Source organism: Halobacillus sp. B29 (assembly GCF_052246755.1).
In the GTDB taxonomy this organism is placed as follows: Bacteria; Bacillota; Bacilli; order Bacillales; family Halobacillaceae; genus Halobacillus; species Halobacillus halophilus.
In genome coordinates this window covers 91,115-116,412 of sequence record NZ_JBQQCM010000002.1, presented here as the reverse complement: position 1 = coordinate 116,412, position 25,298 = coordinate 91,115, and the positions used below count along the sequence as shown (strand labels likewise).

Below are 25,298 nucleotides of genomic sequence, written 5' to 3'. Positions count from 1 at the left end.
ATATCTACATTATCATCAGTCAGCCACGTGTTCGATCCATAATGTTTTCAATTGTTCGGAAAACACCGGGGTGTGTTCAATGATAAACTGAGCTAAGAAAGAACGATCCAGTGCGTTCTGTACCATCTCCAGAGGAACTAATGCTGCTATATACAGTAAGACAAAAAGCAGAATATAATTCTCTATGAAACCAAGAATACCTCCCAATAGTGAATTCAATGAACTCAAGATTGGAAGCTCAGCGACAAAATCCAACATGGATGCGATGATATGTATAATGATTTTCACTCCAAAAAACAATATAGCAAAAGCTACCGCATTATAGAACGCTTGTTCCAATGGCATATTTTCCATGAAAATAGCCCAGGATGAATCGGCGGGCAATTCAGGATATGGAACCCAAAGGGTTAGCTTTGGGGATAAGTCATCGTAGTACATAGCCGCTACTACAAAAGAGACAATAAACCCAATTAGATGGAAGAGCTGGAGAATAAATCCTCTCTTCAGGCCAATTAGAACTCCAATTATTAATATAAAAAACAACAGTAAGTCAATCATGATTGTGGTCGTCCTTTTCCTCTTTCTTTTCTATATAATCCATCAGTTCCGTGCATTCTTCTTTTAACTTTATATATTCATTCATCGTATTAACAGCAGTCAAAACGGCGAGCTTAGCCGTATCCAGACTTGGATTTGCTTCGTGAATTTCTCGCATTTTCTGATCCACTAAGCTGGATACCATACGGATATGATGGGGTTCTTCATGACCAACTATAGTGTAAGACCGCTTATTGATCTCCACTGTAATTCTTTTCTTGTCTTGGTCCGATTGTGCCACGTCCATACCCCCTAGTTTCTCAATCCTAAATTTAATAGTAACATGAAGATATTGAATTAGGAAACCAATATGGATCTAATTTGCAAATGTTCTAATTTCAAATAGATTTTGCTATACTATTCATACCATTTTTGTTTACAGAAAGGAATTAAACATGCCACAAGTCGTCCTTAAATTACCAGCTTCAACCCTGGAAAAAATGAAGAATCATTATCATTCTCAACTTAAAAATCCGCCTCAAAACGCTATTTTTGCTGCTAAAACGAGCGCCTGCACCATTACAGCCTATCGTTCCGGTAAAGTTCTTTTCCAAGGTAAAAGTCCTGAATCGGAGTCTGAGCAATGGGGGAAACCAGACAAGGGGTCCCTTAAATCCAATAGTAGTTCTAGTTCTAAACAGCCGCACGCATTCCATCCACCGGAGAGCTTATTTACAAGTTCACACATTGGATCAGATGAAGCTGGAACTGGAGATTACTTCGGACCGATCACGGTTGCTGCCGCTTATGTTACGAAAGAGCAAGCACATACGCTAAAAGCCATCGGGGTTAAGGACTCTAAGCATTTAAATGACAGGCAAATCAGAGAGCTGGCTAAAAGCATCGTCGAGCTGAAAATCCCTTACAGTCTTTTGCGGCTTCCGAATAAAAAATACAATCAATGGCAGCGCAAGGGCTGGTCCCAAGGAAAAATGAAAACGATCCTGCATCATCAGGCTCTCGAAAAATTATTAGAAAAAATTTCTCCCAAGAAACCAGATGGGATTCTGATTGATCAATTTTCACAGCCGGAAGTTTACCAAAAGCATTTACGTAGTGAAAAATTACATTTGCAGCCTAACGTATATTTTATGACCAAAGCCGAAAGTTACTCGATTGCTGTTGCTGCAGGATCTATTATCGCTAGGTCAGCTTTTGTTAAGGCAATGGATCAATTAGAAATGGATACAGGGCTTTCTATTCCTAAAGGAGCATCCGCAAAAGTGGATCAGGCGGCAGCCCAAGTCATCAAACACTATGGTGAAGATAAGCTTGATGAGATAGCAAAAGTCCATTTTGCCAACACTCAAAAAGCTAAAAAGTTATAGAAGAAAAAACAGGTGACCCGGCAAATCCAGGCCACCTGTTTTTTTATCCACGAAGCTCTGCTTCATGTTGATCTTTAACAGCTGTTAAAATTTTGTCGTGCGCTTCTTCAACTTCTTCATCTTTTAAAGTACGGTGAGGGTCCAGATATAAAAGATTAAAGGCAAGAGATTTTTTCCCTTCTGGTAAATGATCGCCTTGATAGACATCAAACACCCGTACATCCTTAACCAATGGAGCTCCTGCTTCAGATATTGTATCGGTAATAGCGGCCGAGGTTATTTGTTCGTCAACCACAAGCGCAATATCTCTTGAAACAGATGGATAACGCGGAATTGCCTGGAACGCTTCTTCTTTCGTATATTGAGCGAATAATTCCTCAGCGTTTAAGTCGAACACATACGTATCTTTCAAACCTAATTCCTTTTGAAGTTTAGGATGAACTTGTCCAATAAACCCGATTTCTTTATCTCCTGATTTCACTAGGGCCGTGCGTCCAGGGTGCATATGTGGAATCTTTGTTTTTTCATAGGTGAAGGACAGATCAAGCTGTGCACTCAACCCTTCCACAATTCCTTTCACTACATAGAAGTCCACTTCTTTCTTTTCCTGCTGCCAAGGATGTGATATCCACGTACCAGTTAACGCCCCAGATGCTCTTAGAATTTCACTCGGCTGTCTTGTTACTTGTTCTTCATTACTTACAAATACGGTCCCTACTTCATAATAGGAAAGATCCTTCTGCTTCCTTGCTACATTATAAGATAAGGATTGCAACAATTCAGGCAGCATACTGAGTCGCAGATGGCTGTGGTCTTCACTCATCGGCATCGCAAGAGCCACTGGAGATTTCGCCTGTCGTTTAATTTCTGGACTTACAAGCATCTGTGACCGTTCCTTTGGTGTTAATGAATACGTAATTGTTTCGTGCAGCCCTGCTCCCTCGAAATACGATTTCACTTTTCGTTTGAGCTGCTGTTCAAGAGTCAGCCCGCCTGCTTGCGAAGATCCTTGCGGAAGCGTGTAAGGAAGATTATCATACCCGAAAATACGCGCCACTTCTTCAAGCATATCTTCAAAAAGCTCTATATCCCCTCGGCGTGTAGGAATCTTTACATCAAAATTTTCTCCGTTTTGTTCATAGGAGAACTGAAGCCGGCGCAGGATATCAGCAATTTCTTCATTTGTAATGGAAGTTCCAAGACGATCGTTAATGACAGACGTTTCAATAGAAACCTTATTTTCAGAGCGATCCAACTGGTCCACGCTTACTGCACCTGATAAAACCGTACCGCCAGCATACTTGGCTAGGAGCTCACAGGCTCGCTTTCCTGCGCGCTCGACGCGGTTAGGATCTACGCCTTTCTCAAAGCGGTTACTTGACTCACTTCTTAAGCCATGATCTTTCGAAGCCTGCCGCACAACTGATGGATCGAAATAGGCCGCCTCTAGAATCAATGTTTTCGTATCTTCTTGAACTTCAGACTTGGCACCGCCCATAACTCCGGCAATCGCATGCGCTTCATCACCGTTTGTTATCACCAAATGATGATTCTTCAGTTCCCGCTTCTGATTATCTAATGTTGTAATCATTTCTCCGTCCTCTGCTCGTCTCGTTACAATCTTGTCAGAGTCAAAACGATCGTAATCAAAAGCATGAAGCGGCTGACCATATTCAAGCAGTACGTAGTTCGTAATGTCTACTACATTATTAATCGGGCGAATACCCGCAGCCGTTAATCGATTCTTCATCCACAGTGGAGAGGCACCTACTTTAATATCTTTAATGATGAAAGCCCCGTAATAAGGATTGGCTTGTTTGTCTTCCACTTCTACAGAAATGAAATCCTCAGCTGCTTCATTCGAATAGGGTACATCTTCTTTCTGCAGTTCATAGTCACCATCAATAGCCGCCGCCACCTCATACGCTACCCCCGCCATGCTCAGGGCGTCAGATCGATTAGGCGTTAAACCGAGTTCTATAATCTTATCATCTAAATTTAACAGAGAAAGAGCGTCCGCTCCTGCTTCAACATCTTCTGGGAAAACGAAGATCCCATCCGCAAATTCTTTTGGGACGTCTTTTTCGTCTATACCCAGCTCCTGAAGAGAACAGATCATGCCATTGGACTCTTCTCCACGAAGCTTAGTTTTTTTTATTTTGAAATCACCTGGAAGAACAGCTCCAGGTTTTGCTACAGCTACTTGCTGTCCTTCTGCAATATTCGGAGCTCCGCAGACAATTTGCAGGGTTTCCTCTCCTACGTCGACCTGGCAAAGGGATAATTTATCAGCGTTTGGGTGTTGTTCACAGGACTGGACGTGTCCCACCACTACACCGGACACACCTTCTGCAACAGGTGTCACACTTTCCACTTCAATTCCTGTTTTCGTGATGATTTCAGCTAACTCTTCGGTTGAATAGCTGCTGATATCGATTAATTCTTGCAACCAATTGGATGATACAAGCATTGTTTTTCTCCTCCTTTACGCTTTGTGATATTGTTCTAAGAATCGGATGTCATTGGTATAGAAATTTCTAATATCATCCACACCATATTTCAACATTGCAATTCGCTCAGGTCCCATTCCAAATGCGAAACCGGAATATTCTTTTGGATCATATCCTGCCATTTCCAATACATTTGGATGAACCATACCCGCTCCTAATATCTCAATCCAGCCAGTTCCTTTACAGACAGAACAACCTTTTCCTTCACATACTTTACACGAAATATCCATCTCAACAGACGGTTCCGTAAATGGGAAGAAACTTGGGCGGAGTCTTATATCCCGTTCTGCTCCAAACATTTGTTTCGCAAAGGCGTTTAAGACCCCTTTCAAATCACTCATACGCACATGTTTATCGACTAAAAGTCCCTCTAACTGAGTAAACTGGTGAGAGTGAGTCGCATCGTCTGTATCCCTGCGGTAAACCTTACCTGGACAAATCATCTTCACTGGTTCATTTCCATTTTTCTGACCCATTGTACGTGCTTGCACTGGTGAAGTATGAGTACGAAGAAGCAATTCTTCCGTGATATAAAAAGAGTCCTGCATATCTCGAGCCGGATGTCCTTTAGGTAAGTTCAATGCTTCAAAGTTATAATAATCGGTTTCCACTTCAGGACCTTCTTTTATTTCAAAGCCCATTCCGATAAATAGATCTTCAATCTCTTCCACAATACTTGTAAGCAAATGAGGACCGCCAACACGTACAGGTCGTCCTGGAAGAGTCACGTCAATGCTCTCTGCTTCTAATTGTTTTTCGAGTTCTTGATCTTCCAGCCGAGTCTGTTTCGTATCAATTGCAGCGGCAATACTTTCTCTTACTTCATTAGCCAGCTGACCGATTACAGGCCTCTCTTCTTTGGATAATTTCCCCATGCCGCGAAGCACCTCTGTAATAGGTCCTTTTTTTCCTAAGTATTCTACCCGAACATCTTTCAAACTTTGTACGTTTTCGGATTTGCTAACTTTTTCTAGAGCTTCCTGCTTCAACTCTTCTAAACGCTCTTTCATCGAATATATCCTCCTTTAGTGAAAAATAAAAAAGTCCCGTCCCCAAAAAAGGGACGAGACTTGTCATGGTCGTTTCGCGGTACCACCCTTGTTGACACCTGTAGTGCCCACCTCAGATTGAATAACGGAATGAATTCCGGACCACTTGGATAGTGATCAGCTCCAGAGTGAAATTTCAGTAGTTGTCACGATAGAAGCACTTCCAGTCTAAGGTGCTTCCTCCCTGAGATCGATTCCCAATTACATACTTGCCTCTTTCTACGCTTTTTTTATATAACTGCTTACTTATTATAGAGAATGAAAAAGCAGGATGCAACCCTATCCCTTCATATGGTACATCAATACGGCTGCGGCTATCGAAACATTTAATGATTCTGCTTCCCCGTAGATAGGGATATAAACAAGCTCATTCGCTAAATCCACAAGGTCCTGGGAAATTCCCTGTCCCTCATTCCCCACAATTAAAGCTGCCTTTTCCTGCGGCTGCAGTTTTTGAAAAGGAGTAGAATTTTGAAGAGTGGAGGCCCATATGGATGCACCGCTGCTTTTCAATTCTTCTATATAATCCTCTAAGTCACCCTTGAAGTGAGGAATATGGAAAATGGAGCCCTGAGTTGCGCGAATAACTTTATCATTATAAGGATCCACCGTCCCTGTTCCCAGGACAATATGATCAAATCCAGCTGCATCTGCCGTCCGGATTAATGTTCCTAAATTGCCTGGGTCCTGAACAGCATCCACTAACAATGTCAGGGGCGCTGGCGAATATTCCCATTCTTTCAGCCCTACTACTGCCGCAATCCCTTGAGGTGTTTCTGTTTCTGAAATGGCTGAAAACACCTGTCTGCTTACGGTTGTACATTTTGTCTGCTCAGGTACTGAAAAGCTTGCGTCTTCACTGATAATAAATTCAATAACAGGCCAGTCGCTTTTCATCGCTTCTTCAACTAAGTGATAACCTTCGATAAGAAAACGCTGTTCTCTGTTGCGATATTTTCTTTTATGTAGTTTTTTCCACTCTTTAACCTGTGCATTTTGAATGGATGTAATCATTGTCTTCCCTCATTTGTTCGTCTATTTCTAACTAATCATACATAGGTTTCACCTGTTGGGTCAAACTAAGGGGGAAACTTTTATAAGAATAATTCAATATAAAGGAGGATTCCGTTAAAATGAATCTTAACTTAAGACAAGCCATTCTTTCCAATGTAACTGGGCATAACTCAGAGCAGCTGGAGGCAACAATTGATGATGCGATGCAAAAAGGCGAAGAAAAGATGCTCCCTGGCTTAGGCGTTTTCTTTGAGATGCTTTGGAAAGAGTCAGATGATCAGGAGAAACAAGAAATATTAAATACATTAGAGCAGAGCTTAAAAGAACCTACTGCTTAACTATGCATAACAAAGACCAGTCCCATTTGGACTGGTCTTCTTTTTCCTTTATTGGAAAGTAATCTCCTGAACTTTATCTGCATCCAGTTCCTTAATCACTTCTACAATCAAACTAACTGCATTTTCGAAGTCATCACGGTGAAGCATAGCTGCATGAGAATGAATATAGCGGGTAGCAATCGTAATGGACAAAGCAGGTACTCCGTCATGGCTTAAGTGGATCGCTCCAGAGTCTGTGCCACCGCCTGCAAGAGAATCAAATTGATAAGGTATTTGGTTTTTATCAGCCGTATCCGTCACAAAGTCACGCAAGCCCTTATGAGAAATCATAGACGCATCATACAAAATGATCTGAGGCCCATCTCCCATTTTACTGGAAGCATCCTTATCGGACACGCCAGGAGTATCGCCTGCAATTCCTACGTCTACACCAAAGGCGATATCGGGATTAATTAAGTTCGCAGCAGTACGGGCACCTCTAAGCCCCACTTCTTCCTGTACCGTACCTACACCATAAACCACGTTCGGGTGCTTTTCACCTTTTAGACGTTTTAAAACCTCAATAGCGATAGCACAGCCAATTCGGTTATCCCACGCTTTAGCAAGAAGCATTTTTTCATTTTTCATCTGAGTGAATTCGAAGTATGGAACCACAGAGTCTCCAGGCTTCACTCCAAATTCTTCAGCCTCTTCCCGGCTTGAAGCACCGATATCAATAAACATATCTTTGATTTCCACTGGTTTCTTACGCTGCTCAGCAGGAAGAATATGCGGCGGCTTCGAGCCAATAACACCTGTCAGGTCTCCCTTTCTTGTCATAAGAGTAACACGCTGGGCAAGCATCACCTGACTCCACCAGCCCCCGACCGTTTGGAAATAAACGTAGCCATGATCATCGATACGGGTAACCATGAAGCCCACTTCATCCAAGTGCCCTGCAACCATGACACTCGGACCTTTTTTATCTCCAGTCTTCTTAGCAATTAAGCTGCCAAGATTGTCCGTAAACACCTCATCAGCGAAAGGTGTAATATACCTTTTCATTACTTCACGAGCTTCCCTTTCATTTCCTGGTACCCCTTTAGCATCTGTAAGGTCTTTCAGCATGGTCAGTGTTTCATCTTTTTTAGCCATATGTAATAATTCCTCCTTTTTATTTCCAAGTGTTATTATATATCTTTTTAAGCGATTTCACAAAAAATTGCGTCTCTTTGCTCTTAATATCCCTGATCCTGCCGTTCATAATTCACTTCATTTTTAGCATGATACGCACGAACCAGTTCAGCTTCACTAAATCCCAGCGTCTCCCCCAGGCTAAGGTAGCTTCCGAATAATTTCTTATAATTTTGGTCATTTGTATGGTTACGAAACTGTTCTATTAGGGAATACACCGCTAGAAAAGCTTCTGTTTGTGATGCAAAAGGTGTAACAGGCTGCGACTCATACCGGTGCCCCAGGTCCAACCCTAAGGATAAAATAAAATGAAGACCATCTACATATTCTTCTAAAATTACTTCTTTCGCACTGGCTTGCTTGGTACTCCAGAATTTAAAGCAGCGCGTTTCGTTTGCTAATTCACCTAATTCCACTTGAAGAGCCAGGACCTTTTCTTTTATGTTTTCTGAGCTATTCAGTTGATGATGTGTTTCAATATAATGATCGAGCTTTTCCTGCATAAGGTATAAGGTTTCCCAATTCATAAGATCTGACTCCTTCCCAAAAGCGTATCCTTAATAAATGTATCATTTTTTGAAACAAAACGACACTTCAAAACGTATATAAACTACTAACCCAAAAATAGGGAGACGATAAGTATGATCATAATCCTTTTTCGTATATTATTACTAATTGCTATTGCATTCATCTTATATACAGCCTACAAATTTGCTGTTAATCCACGAAGGAAACTGGAACTGGCTCGTGATAAAAAAGAATTTTATTTTCATGATAACAAAGAAAATACAAAAGAGAACTTTCTTATGACTTACAAAGGGTTTGTATTTGAAGGAGAGAAATATTTAGGCACGACGGAGCATTCCTTCGAGGTGGTTACGATTAACGTGAGCACCCATGAGCCCGAAAGGCTTCAAGGACTGGATCGAGAAGACATTTATTTTCTAGAGCAGGAAATCCTTATACGCTACCCTTATGCCTCCATTGAGTGGAAATATCCTATTAATCGCTTGATTATTCATCCTTTAGATGACAATTATTAAAAAAGGCTGATCCACGATGTGGAGCAGCCTTTTTTCATGGAGCAGTATGAAAGAAATCTTTCCAAACAAAGACTTCAATTTTCTTTCGGATTGTAAAACTTAATACAACTAAAAAAATTGAAAAAATTATCATCATAGGGATGGACAATAAAGAAATCCACTGCCCCATGGACGTGTAGATCACAGCTAAGGGAAAGTTTGCAAAAAGGGAAGATTTTGCATATTCTTTGAAATCCGCGCTGATTTCCAATAAACAGTAGGATAGTAAATTGAAATGAATAAAAGGAATCAAACGAAGAACAGCCACTTGCTTAACCGTTAAGTGAGCATTCTTTTTCATCCACTTTTCCTTCAGTCCTCGAAGCCTTTTCAACCCTGAGGGAACCAACCGAATCGTACGATAGAAAAGAAGGCTTGATAACATAGTACCAATAACTGAATAAGCGGTGCCCGCAATGGGACCAAACCATACCCCTCCCGTGATGCACACAAGCATCACCGGTAAAAACAGAAAAGGCCTTAATAAATGAATACCTATGAATAAGAGCGGTGCCCAGGCTTCTTGATGTTCGATCCATGTAAGGATTGCAGAAGATGTGTCGCCCATTCAATCCCCCTCCCTAGCTACATCTTATGAGAACATCAGGAAAGGTAGAACTGAACAAATACGTATCCAATCAAGCCTGCTTGAAGTACAGCAAGTACAGGCAGTCCCAGGGCAAAAAGACGATGTTTGGTTTTATGGTGGAAAACATGCATACCTGCCCACCCTCCTAACGCGCCTCCCAGAATAGCTGCAAGCCATATGGTTTTTTCAGAAACTCTCCACTGATTTTTTACTGCCTTTCTTTTGTCCCTTCCCATAAGATAGAAGCAGATCAGGGACATGACGATTACGCTTATAACTATAAATCCAAATGCTATTTTCATTGTTTTCCCTGCCTCATATAAAAAAGCCATTTCCAGGCGTTCGGAAATGGCTTTTTTATAATAAAATTGTTTGTGCGACCCAGCGTATTTACGCTTAAAAGTCTTTATTTAAGTGCAGATTTAGCCTGCTCCGCAAGATTCGCGAATCCTTGCTCATCACTAATAGCAAGATCAGCAAGCATCTTACGGTTTACTTCAACACCAGCAAGCTTTAACCCGTGCATAAGACGGCTGTAAGAAATGTCATTTGTACGTGCTGCCGCGTTAATACGTGCGATCCAAAGTCTGCGGAAATCACGTTTTTTCTGACGACGGTCACGGTACGCATACTGACCTGATTTCATTACTTGTTGTTTTGCTTGTTTGAATAAAGCATGTTTTGAACCATAATACCCTTTTGCTAGTTTAAGGACACGATTACGACGCTGACGTGTCACTGTTCCACCTTTTACTCGTGGCATGGGAATCCCTCCTATTTATTCGTTCTGTTATTAGTCTTTTGGAAGCATGTGCTTGATACGACGGTAGTCTCCAGCAGAAACTAGTGTATCTTTACGAAGTTTACGCTTCTGTTTTGTAGATTTATTTGCGAACAAGTGGCTAGTGAATGCGTGAGAACGTTTCACTTTACCTGTACCTGTTTTTTTGAAACGTTTTTGAGAACCTTTATGGGTTTTCATTTTTGGCATGTGAATTTCCTCCTTTTACTTTTTACAGTTTCTTACTTCTCGTTTAGAGGAGAAAGCATTAGAAACATACTTCGACCTTCCATTTTAGGCTTGGTCTCAACTTGGGCAATATCTTTGCACTCTTCAGCTACGCGCTCTAGTACATTCTGACCAAGTTCTTTGTGTGTGATCGCACGACCGCGGAAACGGACAGATGCTTTCACTTTATCGCCTTTACTCAAGAATTTACGAGCATTACGAAGCTTCGTATTGAAGTCATGCTCTTCGATATTCGGACTTAGGCGAATTTCTTTAACCTTAATAATGGTTTGCTTTTTGCGAGCTTCTTTTTCTTTCTTCTGCTGCTCAAAGCGGTACTTTCCGTAGTCCATCACTCGGCAAACCGGAGGCTTAGCGTTAGGAGCCACCATAACTAGATCAAGATTTGCGTTAGCCGCAATATCTAATGCTTCATTACGGGATTTAACTCCAAGCTGCTCACCATTTACATCGATTAGACGAACTTCACGGGCACGAATTTTCTCATTAACATTCATGTTATCCTTGCTAATATTGAGCCACCTCCAACATATTTAGAAAACTTCTATTAGATCTGTCATCGACAAGAATTTTCAGCATAAAAAAAGTGTCGGTACACATACTGCACCCACACGTCTCCTAAGAAAACAAAGGAAATAATAACCTGCCAACTGCTTGAAGCGTCAATCAGGTGAGAAGCGGGTGCTTCTACTTGTCTCTAGATCCGTTCATTAAGTTACCTAAACTATAATAGCATGCCTATTGAGTAATGTCAATAAGTCTCTTGTTCCTTTACTTACACCTTTAATAGCTTAAAGGATACTGGATTAAAAATCAAGGTCTGAATTGTAAACTTATGAGTGATAAACACGGGGACGCACCCCCGTGTTTATCACTTATTTCCTTAACAGCTTCTGGTCAATCTCATTTCTAATTTCTTCTTTAAATTTGTTCACTGATTTTGTAGCTGAATCCTGTTCTCCATATCTGCGTACATTAACAGCTTTATCTTCAATTTCCCGATCTCCGACAACCAATTGGAACGGTACTTTCTGAATTTGTGCTTCCCTTATTTTATAGCCGATTTTTTCATTTCGTTCATCTACTTCAACACGAATACCGGCCTGTCTTAATTCATCTTCTAACTCTTTAGCATAGTCAAGATGGGCATCAGCTGAAACAGGAATAATTTTCGCCTGTACGGGCGCCAGCCATGTAGGGAATACCCCTTTATATTCTTCTATTAGAAAAGCGACAAAACGCTCCATAGTTGATACGACGCCGCGGTGAATAACGACAGGGCGGTGGTCATTTCCATCTTCTCCAACGTACGTTAGATCGAAGCGTTCAGGTAAATGGAAGTCGAGTTGGATCGTCGATAACGTTTCATCTTTCCCAAGTGCTGTTTTCACTTGAACATCGAGCTTAGGACCGTAAAAAGCGGCCTCGCCTTCAGCTTCCACGTATTCAAGCTGCATATCCTCCATTGTTTCTTTCAGCATGTCCTGGGCTTTATGCCACATTTCATCATTATCCACATACTTTTCTTTGTCCTCAGGATCGCGATAAGAAAGTCGGAAATAATAATCATTAATTCCAAAGTCATGGTAAACCTCTTGTACGAGTCGAACAACGCGCTTAAACTCATCTTTCAATTGATCAGGTCGGGCAAATATATGAGCATCATTCAAAGTCATGGCCCTAACGCGCTGTAAACCAGCTAGAGCTCCTGACATTTCATGGCGGTGCATAGTTCCGAGCTCTGCAATCCTTACCGGCAAATTACGATAACTGTATAATTGGTTTTTATAAACCATCATATGGTGCGGGCAGTTCATGGGACGAAGGACAAGGTCCTCATTATCCATTTCCATCACCGGGAACATATCATCCTGATAGTGATCCCAATGACCACTTGTCTTATATAAATCAACACTTCCAAGAACAGGTGTGTATACATGATCGTAACCTAGACGTTCTTCTGTATCCACAATGTATCTTTCAATGGTACGTCTGATTGTCGCTCCTTTTGGCAGCCACATAGGAAGTCCCTGTCCCACTTTTTGATTAACGGTGAATATTTCAAGCTCTTTCCCCAGCTTACGGTGATCGCGCTCTTTAGCTTCTTCTAATAGATGCAAGTATTCTTCCAGCTGGTCTTTCTTCTCAAAAGCTGTACCATAGATACGCTGAAGCATTTTATTATCACTATCTCCGCGCCAGTATGCTCCTGAAATACTCAGCAATTTGAAAATTTTAATTTTACTAGTTTGAGGAACATGAACTCCCCGGCAAAGATCGAAAAACTCTCCTTGCTTATAAATAGTAACCTGTTCTCCCTCTGGAATATCATCTATTAATTCTAGTTTCAGATCATCACCAATTTGGCGGAACTTCTCTTTAGCTTCCTCGCGGGAAAGCTCAATTCGCTCTACTTCGAGGTTTTCATCTACAATCTTCTGCATTTCTTTTTCGATTTTCGGCAGGTCTTCTGGAGTGATGGATTCCTCCATGTCGATATCATAATAAAACCCATTTTCGATCACGGGACCTACACCAAGTTTGACATTACCGTAAAGGCGCTTCACAGCTTGAGCCATCAGGTGAGCTGAAGAGTGTCTCAACACTTCTAAACCTTCCGGGTTTTTATACGTAAGTATTTCAATCGTCCCGTCTTCTTCAATTGGACGTCTTAAATCAAAAGGTTCCCCATCCAATTTCACTGCCAGCGCTTGTTTCTTTAACCCTGGTGAGATGGAATGGGCAATTTCTTCACCCGTGGTGCCGCGCTCATATTCTTTCACGTTTCCATCTGGAAATTTAATATTAATTGCATTGGCCATCATAAACACTCCCTTTTACTGTACTAAAAAAACGCCCGTCCCGTAGCTTCCTCAGCTAAGGGACGAGCGTTATCACTCGTGGTTCCACCCAAAATTCCCGCATTCCATGCGGCTTCATTCATCCTTAACGAGGATTAGGCGCTGCCCACTACTAAAAAGGTTCGTAAGCAAAGCTCAAAGGTGGTAAATAACGAAGTCGTCAGGCAGGAGCTTTCAGCCGGTGGCTCCCTTCTCTAATCAAGCGTCATTTCGTATTGTTGTCCTTATCATAGCTGGTTATTTAAATATGTAGGTATTATATCCATTATTCCAATGGAAATCAAGAGATTTCAAAAGGAAATTCTGATAGAGGTTTCCAGCTGGCCTTCTCTTCAAAGATACTCATCAATAATTCCAGTTCTGAATCATTTGTTTTATCTGAATAAATGATAAGCTCATCAGGAGCGTGCACAAGAGCCGGCGTGATATTCCACCGAAGAGGCAGATCTTTAATGGAATCATCAGGATACTGCCTTCTATAAAGCAAAGTCTCGGATTCACTTAATGAATTGCCCTCATCATGGTAGTAGTGAAGTGAACCATTTTCCAGCAGATGCAACAGCTGGATACCCGTATCCATGCGGTGTACACGGCACCTCCAAGAATCCAAAAGCAACTGAAAGGATTCTTCTTGTTTATATTCATCAATCAACAGCCCCGTGTATTCGATTACCGTGCTATGAAGATCCTCTAAACAATAAACACTCAATCCATCAAAATCCACATTCCTGTCTCCGCTTAGATACTTCTGAATAGCAGCTCTTAAATTCAAGTTAACATCGGGCAGGTCCAGGCTCTTTGGAGGCTTATCCTCGAATTCATGCGCAATCTCCAAGATCCGCTGGACTTCCTCCTGATCGACATAATAATAGCGATGTTTTAAAACACCTTCTATCCATCCCAGCCATTTCCTTTCTCTTATTACCATTAAAAGTCCCTCAACCGCTTCCTGATAATACATCCAATCTAGTGAGGAACCTGTTTCTCCCAATACCGCAAAATGGTTATTATACTCTTTAAGATACCAATGCCTCTGTGTATGATCGATGGATTTTAAAAAACTAACGGCCTCAGCCCGTTTAGAAAAATGTACACAAAACAATAGTATTCCCCCTAATTCCCGGCTTCCTTCCAAACTATATCATGTGGCTTCACGCCTTTTAAAAGTATGAAGTGGACAAAGCCTAAAAGGCGAGACTCCAAGTATGAGTTTGTCCTTTTCCATCTTATATTTATGTTTCAATGACATAAATCATGATACAGATCGTTAAAAATTAGAGGGATTATTCTCTGCGGTTGCGACCGTCTACATTGACTGCCTGGCTAAGCTGCTTTATTCTTTCTGTAATTCTTTTCGCTTTCACCTGTTCTACATCACCGCGATTGCTCAGCATGAGTACTTTCTCCAGTTCTGCCAGACTATAATTAGAAGTAAAGAACACCGGGAGACGCTCCATCATGCGATAGTGTAATATAGAACCTAGTACTTCATCTCTAAACCATGCAGACTGAGACTCTGCGCCGATATCGTCAAGCATGAGCACAGGCGTTTCTTTAAATGCTTCAATCTTCTCATTCATAGAATCATCTTTAATTGATGCTTTAATCTCTCGTACAAATTCAGGCATATATATAATCATTGATGAAATATTCTTATCACTCAATTCATTGGCAATAGCTCCAAGAAAGTACGTCTTACCAACTCCAAAAGGTCCATGAAAGTATAACCCCTTGCTTGGCAGCTCTTCATTTAAATTTTCAATATAGCGGACTGTCTTTTCCACCGCACTGCCACGGTCCGGATCCTTTAGATCAAGTCTGGATAAACTTGCTTCTAAAATTTCCCTTGGCATGTGTAAACTTTTCACCAGCGACTTCTGCTTTTGCTGTTCTTCTACTTTCCTCTGACGGCGGCACTTATCATAAGCTAATTTAACTTCGCTGCCTTCCACTTCAGCGCGGGGCACATAACCCGGAAGTATATTAATACACTCCTCACGTGAAGGACACTTCTCACAGTCTTTAGATTGAGATTGATATTCATATAATTTAATTAACTGTTTTTCTACTGCATCTTCTGTCAGAGAAGGATGATTTCTGATTAATTGTGACACTTCCTCAGACTGGACAACCTCTTCTTTCATACGATTCATTCGTTCCTGGAACTGTTTATGATCGCGCATCCATTTCTTTAATGATCTTTGAATCGGTTCCATGGCTCTTCTCACACCTTATTTTCAGTTTCCTTTATTCGTCAGCTTTTTAATTCTCTCTGCGATCTCATCCGTATTTACAGCTGAATCCTCATGGCTCTGCTCATTATTTTTTTCCTTCTGGTTGAACCAGGCAGGAATAACTTCATCCTGTTTACTTTTTCGTTTATAATGATTTTGATTACCCCACTGCTGATATTTCTGATGTTCAGCTTTTGCTAAATTCATGGCTTGCCTTACAGTAGTCACATTCTTTCTCGTCCAGTGACCAGCAATTTTCTCCATATAGGCTTTGGATAACTTCATATCAGTCTTTAGCATTACATAATGAACAAGCACATTCATGACTCCAGGAGAAAGACCTTGTTCTGTCATAACATCACGAATCAGCTTTAAATCCTGGTCGGATGCTTTATTACCGCCTGAGAGATCCTCAAGCAATTCACGCGGGGAAATCTGCTCCAGCATTTCAATAAACTGATCCCCTTTACTCTTTGATTTGCTCGAGCCAGCTACGGCTTTTTCTCGTTGATCAATATGACTGAAATTTCTGCTTGAAGGCTTTTCCTTCATAAAATCGTGACAAGCTGCCTTTAACTCATCGGGTACTAAACGGTGATTTTCATCAATTGCCCAGGTAACAGCTTTTTCGATATCCAGCAAACTTAAGTTGTAGAGAGAAGCCAGCTGGGTGATCAAACGCTTATTAGCTCCAGTTAGTATCTTGTCGCTTGGATACATTCGTTTCTTTAAAGCATCTTGCAGCCATTCAAAATCTACGAAATCATCTTGCAGAAAAGGACCTCCGCTCTTTCGAGGATAAATATCTGCTTGCTGATCATTGGCTTCAGACCTTGCCGCTTCAATCGTTTGAGAATGAAAAACTTCTCCAAATGTAGCGGTCACTTCCTCAAGACCCTCCACCGCATACTCTTGTTTAACAAGACGCCTTTTGAGCTGCTCATATTTTTCTGACCCCAATTCATGATATAACAGCATAGCCAGCATATTATCAAGAAAAAAACCCTTGGGTGCAAAAGGCGGGTGAAGTCTGTATAAATATTCCGTCTGCTTCTCACTCGTTGAAAAACGATACGTTTGCAACAGGCCGATAGCCTCCAGCTTTTTTCTAGCTTCGTATATTTTATCCAAAGGCACTGACAAATACGACATCAATGTGTGATGGGTTTGAATTTCTCCAGAAGAAGCCATATCATACTCAGACACTAATACTTGGTATAAAGAAACAGCTAATTGACCGATAATCGGCTGATAAAGATGAGTTAGTGATCGATAAGCACTTACAGGAAGTTCTCCACACTTAGATAATCGAAATCCATCCACCGGAAGAAGCTTTCCTACAGAATGATTCAAAACAACACCTCCGATCTTTCATAAAAATAGAAAATGAGCCACGTCAGGCTCATTCTTTATCCTCGTGTTTAATTAAATCTTTCAGTTCATCTATAAATACGTTGATATCTTTAAACTGTCTGTAAACTGAGGCAAAACGAACGTAAGCAACTTCATCAATATGGGCTAAACGTTCCATAACCATTTCACCAATATCTTTACTCATCACTTCAGAGACCCCGCGATTTCTTAATTCTTTCTCAATATCCAGGGTCACATTTTCTAATTCTTCAACGGCAACCGGACGTTTTTCGCAAGCCCTGATTAAACCGCGCATTAGTTTTTCACGGCTGAACTCTTCCCTTGTACCTTCTTTTTTTACAACAATTAACGGAACCTCTTCAATACGTTCGAAAGTAGTAAAGCGGAAATCACATTGTTCGCATTCTCTTCTTCTTCGAATTGACTGTCCTTCTTCAATTGGTCTAGAATCAAGGACTTTGGTACTTTTATAGTGGCAATTCGGACATTTCAAACTCGATCAACTCCACATAGTCTTCATTTCATTGGCATCCTTACGATGGATCCACTCTATTAAATTGTCCATCCAATTCCTCATAGAGATTAACAATTAAATTACGGCTGAATCCCAAATCTACAGGCCCTCCTGAATCCGTTGTTACAGAAAAATCTACAGCTATCCGAAAAGGCCGCACCATAATAATCGTCGCCACTACAAATGCACGCCTCTTCCCTTTATACTTTACTGTGATTTCCCCACGCTCTTTAGAAACGGCAACAATTTCTGAAGGGGAGGGAAACAGGGACTCCACTCCACGAATAAGTTCCTCATGCTTAGCATTGTAGTAATGGGTAACAAGTTTCTCATCTTTATGCTGTTCACTAGTTTCCGAATGATTACTAAAATATCTGGATATAAATGCTTTCACTTACCTAACCCCTTCATTCCATTCGACATTGGCTTCCTACATTTTAACACGATTCAACAAAATAAGAAATGGGAACTCAAATGGAGGAAGCAGGGCAGTAAGATGCGAATTTGAAAAACACAAAGATTCAAAAAAGCCACACAGGATATCCTGTGTGGCTTTTACCTGTACAATTATAAAGCTCGTGACTGTTCAACTTCTACAGGACCCATTCCTCTTGGAACTTCCACTGTTTCATTGCGCCCTGCCTCTAAAGCTTCCACAATAAAATGAGCTGCAACATTAGGGTCTATACGATCTCCGCATGTGTAAACATCAATACTAGCATAACCATGTTCAGGAAAGCTGTGAATCGTCAAATGAGATTCAGAAATAATGACTACTCCGCTAACACCGTGAGGTGCGAATTTATGAAAAGCAACTTCTCTTACTTCTGCCCCTGCTTTTAAAGCGGCGTCGACAAAAACTTGTTCTATATACGACATATCATTCAATTTTCCTTCATTACAATCCCATAGTTCAGCAATTACATGTCTTCCCATTGTATCCATAATTAGGATCCCCCTTTTGTACATTAACTTCTTCCCCTTCTAAAAAACAGTCATGCACTACCACGGGGGAAAGTTAGTCCTGAGAGGTCCTAACCCTTTGAGTAGAGATGAAATGGATTGAAATTCAGAAGGTCAAAAAGAAGTATATACGTTATACCCCCATTTTGCAAGATTTATTTTTACATGACTCTCTCTATAACTTTTAATAATGAGAGTTCTTGTAAAATAATACCTTACACGATGGTCCTATTATAAGATACTTGTGGGGTGGTTGGCTACTAAGAAACACGGGCTTCTTTTTCTTGCTTCATTACATTTCCTACATATTTCGCAAGATCAACGACACGGCAGGAATAACCCCACTCATTATCGTACCAGGCTAATATTTTTACTTTGCGGTTCTCAATTACCTGTGTAGAAAGAGCATCAATTATTGCGGAAGAAGGCGAAGTTGTATAATCAATGGATACTAACGGTTCTTCGTTATACTCTATTATACCTTTCATCTCTCTTGAAGCCTTATTGGAAAATGATTGATTCACTTCTTCGGCTGTTACATCTCTTTTTAGATCCACGACTAAATCAACTAAAGATACGTTTGGTGTAGGAACTCTCAAAGCCATACCATTTAATTTCCCATTCAAGCTGGGAATGACTTCCCCAAGCGCTCTGGCAGCTCCTGTCGAAGTTGGTATAATGGATTGAGTACACCCTCGAGCTCTTCGTAAATCTTTATGAGGATTATCTAAGTTTTTTTGATCATTTGTAAAAGAATGGACTGTTGTCATCAGACCATTTTCTATTCCAAATTCATCCTCCAGAACTTTAACTACTGGAGCGAGGCAGTTGGTCGTGCATGAAGCATTGGAAATCACATGATGCTGTTTAGGGAGATAGGTTTCTTCGTTTACTCCCATGACGATCGTTGCATCAACTTGCTTTCCAGGAGCTGTGATAATTACTTTTTTTGCACCTGCTTCAATGTGCAAAGAGGCTTCATCTTTAGTTCTGAACTTACCTGTAGCTTCTATGACGATGTCTACTCCGAGGCGATCCCATGGCAATTCCAGAGGATTACGAGTAGAACACATCACTATTTTTTTCCCATTCACTTCCAAACCATCTGCTACCGCTCTAATTTCTCCATCGAAACGACCATGTACACTATCATACTTCAACATATGAGCTATAGTTTCAGCAGGATAACTGGCATTAACTGCTACTAATTCAATTGAATCGTCTGCTGCAGCTTTTCTAAAAACCATTCTCCCGATTCTACCTAAGCCATTTATAGCGATCTTTGTTTTCCCCATGCTCCAGCCCCCTATATATATGATATACTTTAAAATCGATTTTTCAGAAATAGTATAACATATTGTAAGCGCTTTTTCAGTTAAACCAAGATTTTTTTTAAAGTAGGCTACACTGTGAACGATCATTTTCGCAGATTCCTTATCAAACAATTTACAATAATTCTGATTTTAATTATGGCAGGAAGATTTCGTTGCTCTTAATATGCGTCTGTTAAATATAAAGGATTTAATTTACAGATAAGCTTCCGATAATCCAGGACTCAGCTTCAGCCCTGCCCCGTGCACTAAATCGCTTCCGCAGCCAGCCTCGATCTATAATGATGACTAACTTTCCATAAAAATAAGAAACACGCCAAAACTAAAAAAGTTCTGACGTGTTACTATACGATGTTCCACTGATGAAGTATGTCTTTTAATTGTTGAAAACTTTCTTCTTCAGATCCATTATTATCGATTACAGCATCTGCCATTTTTGCTTTTTCAGTGATCGTTAATTGTGCCTGGATTCTTTCTTCAGCTTCTTCACGTTTTGATTGATCCCTTTCCATCAGCCGCTTTAACTGTGTTTCTTCATCAACATAGACCACCATTACCCGGTCTACAAAACTGGTAAGTCTACTCTCAAAAAGCAAGGGGATATCAAGCACTACAGCTGGATAGTCTTCAGCCTTGTATGCTTCTCTCTCTTCCAGCATTTCCTGTCTCACTTGCGGATGAACAATGGAGTTTAACTGTTGCCTCTTTTCTTCATCCGAAAAAATAATTTTTCCAAGTCGCTTTCGGTCAATCGTACGGTCATCCTGAAGAATTTGATAACCAAAAGCCTCCACAATTTTATTGTAGGCAGGCTCTCCTGGTTCCACAACCTTTCTAGAAAGGCGATCGGCATCCACAACTGGAATGTTAAACCTCGAAAACATTTGGGAAACGGTACTTTTGCCGCTGGCAATACTTCCGGTCAATCCAATAACAACGGTCAATTTGAAACCTCCTTACGTTAATTTGATAATCCCTATTGTAATCAACAATACAGCAGGTACAATCGAGACACTTTCTGCTTTTTCACTTAATTTAGCTCCGCTCAAAATCCCAGCATAGAGCATAATAAAAGTTATGATTGAAATCCATAAAGCTGTTACAAAAGGTTCAACCCCCATAAACGCTCCGCTGATGCCGGCGCCGAGTGTATCCAGTGAAAGGGCGGCTCCCAGCAGCCATACTTCTTTCCCCTTTATACCACCGGACTGATCAACGTCAGCTGCTACAGGATCGTTAAGTACGCGGGCAGGCTGGGACCATGGCTCTTTCTTCTGACTATGATCAGGTTTGCGAAAGTATTGATATAAAAAATACAATCCAATTCCTATTAAAGCTAGTGCCCCAACTCTCTCCGCATAATCAGGATGAACAATTGGCAATATAAGCGCGCCCATGTAAGAAGAGACCATGAATCCTGCACCTGATAAAAAAGCAATCGTTAGAATCCCTCTCAGTGAAAGGCTGATCTTTTTCATCCCCAGAACGCACCCTATTCCAAAACTGTCTATACTAAGTGCTATTACAAATAAAAAAGTGAAAGTCGTAATCCCCATCTATTCCACCCCTGTTCGCTAAGGTGTAAATAGTATATGGGACTCTAAAAATTTTGATACGATTGACATGTGGGACAGATATGAGTACCTCTTCCGCTGACTTTCGTTTTTATGATTACATCCCCGCACTCTTGGCAACTTGTATCCTGTTTGCCATAAACCTTCAAATTCTGCTGAAAGCTACCAATTTTACCCTGACTGTTTAGATAGGATCTTATTGTGCTTCCGCCCAGACCAATAGCTTCCTCGATGATCTGCACACTCGACTTTCTAATTCGATCCGCTTCCTCTTTTAAAAGCTGGTTCGCCAATCGTTCCGGGTGAATACCTGCTCTGTATAAAGCTTCGTCCACATAAATGTTTCCAAGTCCAGCTACAATCGACTGATCCAAAAGAACCGCTTTAATATTTCTGGATGTTCTTTGCAATTTATGAAAAAAATAATCAAGTGTAAAGGCTTTATCAAATGGATCAGGTCCTAGTTGATTAAGCGGTTTTCTATCCAATTCTTCCCCTTTTGGAAACACATGCATCGTTCCAAACTTCCGTACATCGTCGTATCTTAATTCTGTGCCGTCTGTAAAGTGAAAAACGACGTGGGTATGCTTGGGCTTTTCAATCTCCGCATCATAAAGGCCAAATTTCCCCTCCATCCGCAGATGTGATACAAGCACCAAATCATCCATGTGAAAGATCATGAATTTCCCTTTACGTTCAATATCCAAAAAGGATTGGCCCTTAAGCAGGCGCTTAAATTCATCAGGGTCTCTAGGATTCTTAATGATATTGCCCCAATACACTGAAACATCATCTATAGTTTTCTTTAAAACTAATGTTTTTAAGGTTTGTCTAACTGTTTCGACTTCTGGAAGTTCAGGCATGGTGTCATTCTCCTCACTTACTTTGCATCATACCAAGTAGATCCATATGAATAATCCACTTTCAATGGAACATCTAGCTTCACCGTCTGTTCCATTACTGATGCCACGACTTCTTTCAACTGTTCCACTTCTTCTTCGGGTGCTTCTAAAATCAATTCATCATGGACTTGCAGCAGCATCTTTGCCTCCAGGTTCTCTTCCGCTAGTCGATGTTCAAGATCAATCATGGCTTTTTTAATTACGTCTGCCGCACTTCCTTGAATAGGCGTGTTCATAGCGGTACGCTCTGCCGCATTACGGCGGTTGAAATTACGGCTGGTCAGCTCAGGGAGATATCTCCTTCTATTCATAAAGGTGGTAACGTAACCGACCTGTTTTGCTTGCTGAACCGTCTCTTCCATATAGGTTCTAACCCCAGGATAGCTCTCCAAGTACTTATCAATGAAAGCTTGAGCCTCTTTACGCGGAATATCGAGACTTTGGGATAGTCCGTAATCACTGATTCCATAAACAATTCCAAAGTTTACTGCTTTAGCCTGTCTCCTCATTTCACTCGTCACGTCTTCCTTTGCAACACCAAACACTTCACTTGCTGTCTGCGTGTGGATGTCCTGCCCTTCGCGGAAAGCCTCAATCAGTTTCTCATCTTGTGCAATATGCGCTAGTACACGAAGTTCAATTTGAGAATAGTCACTAGCAAAAATAACCCAATTTTCTTTTGAAGGGATAAAGGCCTGGCGAATTTTGCGTCCTTCCTCTAAACGAATCGGGATATTTTGAAGATTTGGTTCAGTTGAACTTAGACGTCCAGTTTGAGTTAAGGCTTGATTAAAGCGAGTATGAATCTTATGAGTATCATCGTTAATTACTTTAAGCAGTCCTTCAATGTAAGTGGACTTCAGTTTACCCAATTGACGATACATTAAAATACTGGAAATAATTTCATGCTGATCTTCTAATTGTTCAAGTACATCAGCGGAGGTTGAATATCCGGTCTTCGTTTTCTTAATAACCGGCAAGTTCAGCTTTTCGAACAAAATGGGCCCAAGCTGTTTCGGAGAATTCAAATTAAAAGATTCTCCGGCAAGCTCAAAAATATCTTTCTCTATAGCAGTCAGTCTGCTTTCTAATTCAGCACCCATTTCCTCTAGACGTTTTTGGTCTACAAGAACGCCTCTATGCTCCATTCTCCCAAGAATTAAAGCAAGCGGCATCTCTAAGTCCATATACAAATTGTACTGTTCTTTATTTTTCAGTTCATTTTCCACTGTGTCTTTAAGTTTATACACCATGTCAGCTTTCCTGCTAATATGTTCGTGGAAGTCGTTATCATTTTCGGGACGCTTCATTTTAGCGCCTTTTCCATAAACCTCTTCATCATATTTAACTTTGCTTTCCCCCATCCGATGACTAATAGCAGGAATGTCATGGTGGTTTTCCGCTGGATTTATTAAATAAGAAGCCAATAAGAGATCAAATTGAATGCCTTTAATGTTTACATCATGACGCATAAGAGCTACCACTGTACGCTTAGCATCAAACACCCATTTTTCTTTTTTACCATCTTCGGCCCATTTCTTAAAACCTTTTGAATTTTTTGCATTATTCATTGAAATAACATACTTATTTGATTCATTAACAATTGCAATTCCTTCTACAGCAGCCTGATGGTAGTTATCGTACAGCATCTCAACAACTAAGGCTTCCTTACCTGTAAACATGTCGTCTTCAAAGTCTTCTACAACTTCCACTTTAATATCTGGAAAAGGTTCAGCAGCCTCACTTTCGTCCTCTATACCGCCTTCTTGAACTCTTGACAATAATGACTGAAAGCCCAGGTCTTTGAACAGGTGGCTGACCTGAGTGGATTGATATCCTTGGTAACCTAAATCCTTTAATTCTATTTCTATAGGAGCGTGTCTTTCAATCGTTACAAGCTTGCGGCTCATGTACGCATCTTCTTTATGGTTTTCCAACTTCTCTTTTAACTTTTTACCACTCACCTGGTCCAGATTATCATAAAGGCGGTCAATGGTATCGAATTGCTTAAGCAGTTTTACAGCTGTTTTCTCTCCTACGCCGGGCACACCTGGAATATTATCAGAACTATCTCCCATAAGAGCTTTCAAATCGATAATCTGGTCAGGACGGACCCCCATTTTTTCTTCCATAAACGAAGGGTCGTATGTATCCACATTCGTAATCCCCTTCTTCGTCAAGCTCACACTTACCCGATCCGTCACCAATTGAAGTAAGTCTTTATCTCCGGAAATTACTTTGACTTCATATCCATCCTGCCCCGCCTGATCAGCTATTGTACCAATAATATCATCTGCTTCGTATTGGTTAAGCTGATAATACTTAGCACCGAAAGCATCAAGGAGTTCCTTTAGAACTGGAAACTGCTCGGATAATTCCGGAGGAGTCTTCTGCCGTCCGCCTTTATACTTACTATAAGTTTCGTGCCTGAAAGTTGTCTTTCCAGCATCGAACGCCACTAATAAATGGTCCGGCTCATCTTCCTCTAATATCTTCAATAGCATCGTAGTAAAGCCATATACAGCGTTTGTGTAAACCCCTTTATCGTTATTTAATAAAGGCAACGCAAAAAATGCCCGATAGGCTATGCTGTTTCCATCAATTAATACAACCTTTTCAGCCATGAACTCACTCCTTCAATAATAAAAAACGCCTTTTTGTTCATTCTACCATGTTTAGTAGTGAGAAGAAAAAAAACTCCGTTATTCTTACATTTTATAAAATGGTTCAACTATTAATAGAAATTCGAGAAAAAAAAGAGGCAGAAGCGAGGGAAGCTTCTGCCTAAAAGAGAAAACACCTTGGATGAAAGGGTTTCATAGTTATATTACCAAA

Annotated in this window: 27 protein-coding genes and 1 other annotated feature; of the genes, 3 read left to right on the top strand and 24 right to left on the bottom strand. The window is 40.7% G+C overall.

Annotation, left to right across the window (positions count from 1 at the left end):
- Positions 1-15: 15 nt before the first annotated feature.
- Both ACTWP7_RS02810 and zapA read right to left on the bottom strand, forming a co-directional pair.
- Complete coding sequence (locus tag ACTWP7_RS02810; RefSeq protein WP_014643959.1) at positions 16-558, bottom strand: CvpA family protein; 543 nt, start codon at positions 556-558, stop codon at positions 16-18.
- Positions 551-844 (bottom strand): cell division protein ZapA, encoded by a 294-nt coding sequence (gene zapA, locus ACTWP7_RS02805; protein WP_041601379.1) that lies wholly within the window; start codon positions 842-844, stop codon positions 551-553. The genes ACTWP7_RS02810 and zapA overlap by 8 nt, the downstream gene beginning before the upstream one ends.
- A 148-nt stretch (positions 845-992) precedes the next feature.
- Here zapA and rnhC point away from each other — a divergent pair, with 148 nt between their 5' ends.
- On the top strand, positions 993-1,925 hold the full coding sequence (rnhC, locus tag ACTWP7_RS02800) for a ribonuclease HIII (RefSeq protein ID WP_443121939.1): 933 nt from the start codon (positions 993-995) through the stop codon (positions 1,923-1,925).
- Positions 1,926-1,968: 43 nt separating this feature from the next.
- On the opposite strand, the gene pheT is transcribed toward rnhC, so the two are convergent.
- From pheT to ACTWP7_RS02785, 3 genes are all read right to left on the bottom strand, one after another.
- On the bottom strand, positions 1,969-4,395 hold the full coding sequence (pheT, locus tag ACTWP7_RS02795) for a phenylalanine--tRNA ligase subunit beta (protein ID WP_443121938.1): 2,427 nt from the start codon (positions 4,393-4,395) through the stop codon (positions 1,969-1,971).
- Between the two features lie 15 nt (positions 4,396-4,410).
- Positions 4,411-5,445: a phenylalanine--tRNA ligase subunit alpha gene (gene pheS / locus ACTWP7_RS02790; RefSeq protein ID WP_014643963.1), complete on the bottom strand. Its 1,035-nt coding sequence runs from the start codon at positions 5,443-5,445 to the stop codon at positions 4,411-4,413.
- Between the two features lie 318 nt (positions 5,446-5,763).
- Positions 5,764-6,498, bottom strand: coding sequence for a TrmH family RNA methyltransferase (locus ACTWP7_RS02785; protein ID WP_014643964.1), 735 nt, complete (start codon positions 6,496-6,498; stop codon positions 5,764-5,766).
- Positions 6,499-6,617: 119 nt separating this feature from the next.
- Between ACTWP7_RS02785 and sspI the strand changes: the two genes are divergently transcribed.
- Entirely contained in the window at positions 6,618-6,836 is a 219-nt protein-coding gene (gene sspI, locus ACTWP7_RS02780; RefSeq protein ID WP_014643965.1) for a small acid-soluble spore protein SspI, read from the top strand.
- Between the two features lie 48 nt (positions 6,837-6,884).
- Here the strand turns inward: sspI and ACTWP7_RS02775 are convergent, their stop codons facing one another.
- Both ACTWP7_RS02775 and ACTWP7_RS02770 read right to left on the bottom strand, forming a co-directional pair.
- A complete protein-coding gene (locus tag ACTWP7_RS02775; RefSeq protein WP_014643966.1) occupies positions 6,885-7,970 on the bottom strand; it encodes a M42 family metallopeptidase in 1,086 nt (361 codons plus the stop codon).
- 83 nt (positions 7,971-8,053) lie between these two features.
- The gene (locus tag ACTWP7_RS02770) at positions 8,054-8,536 is read right to left on the bottom strand and encodes a dUTP diphosphatase (protein ID WP_014643967.1); all 483 of its coding nucleotides are present in this window, start codon (positions 8,534-8,536) and stop codon (positions 8,054-8,056) included.
- Between the two features lie 114 nt (positions 8,537-8,650).
- On the opposite strand from ACTWP7_RS02770, the gene ACTWP7_RS02765 reads away from it, so the two are divergent.
- Entirely contained in the window at positions 8,651-9,052 is a 402-nt protein-coding gene (locus ACTWP7_RS02765) for a hypothetical protein (protein ID WP_014643968.1), read from the top strand.
- 34 nt (positions 9,053-9,086) lie between these two features.
- Here the strand turns inward: ACTWP7_RS02765 and ACTWP7_RS02760 are convergent, their stop codons facing one another.
- From ACTWP7_RS02760 to polA, 17 genes are all read right to left on the bottom strand, one after another.
- On the bottom strand, positions 9,087-9,659 hold the full coding sequence (locus ACTWP7_RS02760; RefSeq protein WP_014643970.1) for a TVP38/TMEM64 family protein: 573 nt from the start codon (positions 9,657-9,659) through the stop codon (positions 9,087-9,089).
- 35 nt (positions 9,660-9,694) lie between these two features.
- Positions 9,695-10,012, bottom strand: coding sequence for a DUF1294 domain-containing protein (locus ACTWP7_RS02755; protein WP_231853948.1), 318 nt, complete (start codon positions 10,010-10,012; stop codon positions 9,695-9,697).
- Positions 10,013-10,086: 74 nt separating this feature from the next.
- Positions 10,087-10,443: a 50S ribosomal protein L20 gene (gene rplT, locus ACTWP7_RS02750; RefSeq protein ID WP_014643972.1), complete on the bottom strand. Its 357-nt coding sequence runs from the start codon at positions 10,441-10,443 to the stop codon at positions 10,087-10,089.
- A 30-nt stretch (positions 10,444-10,473) separates the two neighbouring features.
- Positions 10,474-10,671 (bottom strand): 50S ribosomal protein L35, encoded by a 198-nt coding sequence (gene rpmI / locus ACTWP7_RS02745; RefSeq protein ID WP_014643973.1) that lies wholly within the window; start codon positions 10,669-10,671, stop codon positions 10,474-10,476.
- Positions 10,672-10,703: 32 nt separating this feature from the next.
- The gene (gene infC / locus ACTWP7_RS02740; RefSeq protein ID WP_014643974.1) at positions 10,704-11,207 is read right to left on the bottom strand and encodes a translation initiation factor IF-3; all 504 of its coding nucleotides are present in this window, start codon (positions 11,205-11,207) and stop codon (positions 10,704-10,706) included.
- A 77-nt stretch (positions 11,208-11,284) separates the two neighbouring features.
- Positions 11,285-11,409, bottom strand: a sequence feature (ribosomal protein L20 leader region).
- A 176-nt stretch (positions 11,410-11,585) separates the two neighbouring features.
- On the bottom strand, positions 11,586-13,532 hold the full coding sequence (thrS, locus tag ACTWP7_RS02735) for a threonine--tRNA ligase (RefSeq protein WP_014643975.1): 1,947 nt from the start codon (positions 13,530-13,532) through the stop codon (positions 11,586-11,588).
- 319 nt (positions 13,533-13,851) lie between these two features.
- Positions 13,852-14,673: a sporulation protein YtxC gene (ytxC, locus tag ACTWP7_RS02730; RefSeq protein WP_014643977.1), complete on the bottom strand. Its 822-nt coding sequence runs from the start codon at positions 14,671-14,673 to the stop codon at positions 13,852-13,854.
- 181 nt (positions 14,674-14,854) lie between these two features.
- Complete coding sequence (gene dnaI, locus ACTWP7_RS02725; protein ID WP_443121937.1) at positions 14,855-15,787, bottom strand: primosomal protein DnaI; 933 nt, start codon at positions 15,785-15,787, stop codon at positions 14,855-14,857.
- A gap of 21 nt (positions 15,788-15,808) precedes the next feature.
- On the bottom strand, positions 15,809-17,158 hold the full coding sequence (locus ACTWP7_RS02720; RefSeq protein WP_443121936.1) for a replication initiation and membrane attachment family protein: 1,350 nt from the start codon (positions 17,156-17,158) through the stop codon (positions 15,809-15,811).
- Positions 17,159-17,207: 49 nt separating this feature from the next.
- The gene (gene nrdR, locus ACTWP7_RS02715) at positions 17,208-17,672 is read right to left on the bottom strand and encodes a transcriptional regulator NrdR (RefSeq protein WP_443121935.1); all 465 of its coding nucleotides are present in this window, start codon (positions 17,670-17,672) and stop codon (positions 17,208-17,210) included.
- 40 nt (positions 17,673-17,712) lie between these two features.
- On the bottom strand, positions 17,713-18,087 hold the full coding sequence (locus tag ACTWP7_RS02710; RefSeq protein WP_443121934.1) for a cytosolic protein: 375 nt from the start codon (positions 18,085-18,087) through the stop codon (positions 17,713-17,715).
- Between the two features lie 173 nt (positions 18,088-18,260).
- Complete coding sequence (gene speD, locus ACTWP7_RS02705; protein ID WP_014643982.1) at positions 18,261-18,638, bottom strand: adenosylmethionine decarboxylase; 378 nt, start codon at positions 18,636-18,638, stop codon at positions 18,261-18,263.
- Positions 18,639-18,916: 278 nt separating this feature from the next.
- Positions 18,917-19,951, bottom strand: coding sequence for a glyceraldehyde-3-phosphate dehydrogenase (locus ACTWP7_RS02700; protein ID WP_014643983.1), 1,035 nt, complete (start codon positions 19,949-19,951; stop codon positions 18,917-18,919).
- A 380-nt stretch (positions 19,952-20,331) separates the two neighbouring features.
- Complete coding sequence (gene coaE, locus ACTWP7_RS02695) at positions 20,332-20,931, bottom strand: dephospho-CoA kinase (RefSeq protein WP_443121933.1); 600 nt, start codon at positions 20,929-20,931, stop codon at positions 20,332-20,334.
- Between the two features lie 12 nt (positions 20,932-20,943).
- Entirely contained in the window at positions 20,944-21,543 is a 600-nt protein-coding gene (locus ACTWP7_RS02690; protein ID WP_014643985.1) for a manganese efflux pump, read from the bottom strand.
- 44 nt (positions 21,544-21,587) lie between these two features.
- Positions 21,588-22,424: a DNA-formamidopyrimidine glycosylase gene (gene mutM, locus ACTWP7_RS02685; protein WP_443121932.1), complete on the bottom strand. Its 837-nt coding sequence runs from the start codon at positions 22,422-22,424 to the stop codon at positions 21,588-21,590.
- Positions 22,425-22,441: 17 nt separating this feature from the next.
- Positions 22,442-25,087 carry a DNA polymerase I gene (gene polA, locus ACTWP7_RS02680; RefSeq protein ID WP_443121931.1) on the bottom strand — a complete coding sequence of 882 codons (2,646 nt, stop codon included), beginning with the start codon at positions 25,085-25,087 and terminating at the stop codon, positions 22,442-22,444.
- Between the last annotated feature and the right edge of the window lie 211 nt (positions 25,088-25,298).

Coding starts and splice junctions, on each gene's coding strand:
- thrS (WP_014643975.1), bottom strand. CDS start 13,532: ATGGCCAATGCAATTAATATTAAATTTCCAGATGGAAACGTGAAAGAA.
- ACTWP7_RS02770 (WP_014643967.1), bottom strand. CDS start 8,536: ATGAATTGGGAAACCTTATACCTTATGCAGGAAAAGCTCGATCATTAT.
- rnhC (WP_443121939.1), top strand. CDS start 993: ATGCCACAAGTCGTCCTTAAATTACCAGCTTCAACCCTGGAAAAAATG.
- speD (WP_014643982.1), bottom strand. CDS start 18,638: ATGGATACAATGGGAAGACATGTAATTGCTGAACTATGGGATTGTAAT.
- polA (WP_443121931.1), bottom strand. CDS start 25,087: ATGGCTGAAAAGGTTGTATTAATTGATGGAAACAGCATAGCCTATCGG.
- infC (WP_014643974.1), bottom strand. CDS start 11,207: ATGAATGTTAATGAGAAAATTCGTGCCCGTGAAGTTCGTCTAATCGAT.
- pheT (WP_443121938.1), bottom strand. CDS start 4,395: ATGCTTGTATCATCCAATTGGTTGCAAGAATTAATCGATATCAGCAGC.
- ACTWP7_RS02810 (WP_014643959.1), bottom strand. CDS start 558: ATGATTGACTTACTGTTGTTTTTTATATTAATAATTGGAGTTCTAATT.
- rpmI (WP_014643973.1), bottom strand. CDS start 10,671: ATGCCAAAAATGAAAACCCATAAAGGTTCTCAAAAACGTTTCAAAAAA.
- ACTWP7_RS02760 (WP_014643970.1), bottom strand. CDS start 9,659: ATGGGCGACACATCTTCTGCAATCCTTACATGGATCGAACATCAAGAA.
- sspI (WP_014643965.1), top strand. CDS start 6,618: ATGAATCTTAACTTAAGACAAGCCATTCTTTCCAATGTAACTGGGCAT.
- pheS (WP_014643963.1), bottom strand. CDS start 5,445: ATGAAAGAGCGTTTAGAAGAGTTGAAGCAGGAAGCTCTAGAAAAAGTT.
- zapA (WP_041601379.1), bottom strand. CDS start 844: ATGGACGTGGCACAATCGGACCAAGACAAGAAAAGAATTACAGTGGAG.
- ACTWP7_RS02700 (WP_014643983.1), bottom strand. CDS start 19,951: ATGGGGAAAACAAAGATCGCTATAAATGGCTTAGGTAGAATCGGGAGA.
- ACTWP7_RS02755 (WP_231853948.1), bottom strand. CDS start 10,012: ATGGCTTTTTTATATGAGGCAGGGAAAACAATGAAAATAGCATTTGGA.
- ACTWP7_RS02785 (WP_014643964.1), bottom strand. CDS start 6,498: ATGATTACATCCATTCAAAATGCACAGGTTAAAGAGTGGAAAAAACTA.
- ACTWP7_RS02765 (WP_014643968.1), top strand. CDS start 8,651: ATGATCATAATCCTTTTTCGTATATTATTACTAATTGCTATTGCATTC.
- mutM (WP_443121932.1), bottom strand. CDS start 22,424: ATGCCTGAACTTCCAGAAGTCGAAACAGTTAGACAAACCTTAAAAACA.
- dnaI (WP_443121937.1), bottom strand. CDS start 15,787: ATGGAACCGATTCAAAGATCATTAAAGAAATGGATGCGCGATCATAAA.
- ACTWP7_RS02775 (WP_014643966.1), bottom strand. CDS start 7,970: ATGGCTAAAAAAGATGAAACACTGACCATGCTGAAAGACCTTACAGAT.
- rplT (WP_014643972.1), bottom strand. CDS start 10,443: ATGCCACGAGTAAAAGGTGGAACAGTGACACGTCAGCGTCGTAATCGT.
- ACTWP7_RS02690 (WP_014643985.1), bottom strand. CDS start 21,543: ATGGGGATTACGACTTTCACTTTTTTATTTGTAATAGCACTTAGTATA.